We start from the raw sequence: 1894 nt of genomic DNA on the forward strand, positions 1-1894 counted from the left end.
GTTTCCATTGACGCCTAACAGTAAGCTGGATCGTCTGGCGTTGCCGGCGCCGGACGGAGAGGCGTTTGCCCGTCAGGTTTACGAGGCCCCGCAGGGAGAAACGGAAATCGCGTTGGCGGCGATTTGGCATGAGTTGCTAGGGATTGAGCAGATCAGTCGGTACGACAGTTTCTTTGCCCTGGGCGGCCATTCACTGCTAGCGGTACGCATGATTGAACGTCTGCGTCACTTGGGGCTGACGCTGGCGGTGCGTGATCTGTTCCAGTCGCCAGTGTTATCTGAACTGGCGCAAACACTGGGGCAACATCAGTTAGTAGTGGTACCGCCGAATGTCATTACGTCAGCGACGACGACACTCACTCCAGCCATGTTGCCGCTGATTGATCTGACCCAAACTGAGATCGACCGTATCGTTGAGCAGGTACCGGGTGGGGTGACCAATATTCAGGATATCTATGCCTTGTCACCGTTGCAGGATGGGATTTTGTTCCACCATTTATTGGCAAACGAAGGTGATACGTATCTGGTAGTCAGTCAGATGGCTTTTGCTGAGCGGTCTCAGCTGGACCGTTATCTGGCGGCGGTGCAACAGGTGGTTGATCGCCATGACATCTTGCGGACCGCCTTTATCTGGCAGGGATTATCTGCGCCGGCTCAGGTGGTTTGGCGTCAGGCTACCTTATCAGTGATGGAATTGACGCTGGACTCGGCTGATGGGCCGGTTCGTACTCAACTGGTGCAACGTTTTGATCCCCGTCATTATCGCCTCGATTTGGGCCAGGCGCCGTTATTGCGCTTTGTGGTCGCTCAGGAGACTGATGGCCGCTGGATTGTGCTGCAATTGTTGCATCACCTGATTGGTGACCACACTACGCTGGAAGTGATGAACCGAGAAGTACAGGCATTCCTTGCCGGGCAAGGGAATAGCCTGTCGGCGCCGGTCCCGTTCCGTAATCTGGTGGCTGAGGCCCGGTTGGGGGTCAGTCAGGAAGAGCATACCCGTTTCTTTACCGACATGCTGGCAGAGGTGGAAGAGCCAACTTTGCCGTTCGGACTGGCGGAGGTGCATCTTGATGGATCTCAGGAGACGGAGTCTTACCGGATACTGCCTGCCGGGTTGAATGACCGTCTGCGTAGTCAGGCTCGACGTTTGGGCGTCAGTTTGGCGGCGCTGTGTCATCTGGCTTGGGCGCAGGTGTTGTCGCGTACCAGTGGTCAGGAAAAAGTGGTGTTTGGCACGGTGTTGTTTGGGCGCATGGCGGCAGGGGAAAGGGCTGATAGTGGGATGGGGCTGTTTATCAATACCCTGCCATTACGTTTGGATATCGATGAAACCCCGGTACGGGACAGTGTGCAGGAGGTGCATCTGCGACTGGCCGGCTTGCTGGCGCATGAGCATGCTTCACTGGCGTTGGCTCAGCGGTGCAGTGGGGTTGTCGGTGGTACGCCACTTTTTAGTGCCTTGTTCAACTATCGACATAATGCCCTGCCGGCAACGTCGAATGACCCGATGAGCGACATTGAATTCTTGGGTGCACAGGAACGCACTAACTACCCCTTTGGGTTGTCGGTGGAGGATTTTGGTGAATCGCTGGGATTGACCGCTAATGTGGTGCAGCCGTTTGATCCAGATCGGCTATGTGGTTATATGCAGCAGGCGTTGGAAAGTCTGGTGGAGGCATTGGAGCAGGCCCCTGAGACTCCGGTACGGGCACTGAACGTTCTGCCTGAAATGGAACGCAGGTTGTTACTGGAAACCTGGAATGCGACGGATTCATCTTATCCAGACCCGTTATGTATTCATCAGCTGTTTGAGCAACAGGCAGAGCAGGCCCCACAGGCGACAGCGTTAGAATATCAACAACAGATTTTCAGTTATGCGGAACTGAATGCC

The 1894-nt window shown here is 55.2% G+C and carries 1 protein-coding gene; it reads left to right on the plus strand.

What is annotated here, in order from left to right; all coding sequences use genetic code 11:
- On the plus strand, positions 1 to 1894 hold a 1894-nt coding region (locus AM629_RS20950; RefSeq protein ID WP_235525572.1), incomplete at both ends, for a condensation domain-containing protein.

It is taken from the genome of Photorhabdus heterorhabditis, from assembly GCF_001280945.1.
GTDB classification, from domain to species: Bacteria; Pseudomonadota; Gammaproteobacteria; order Enterobacterales; family Enterobacteriaceae; genus Photorhabdus; species Photorhabdus heterorhabditis.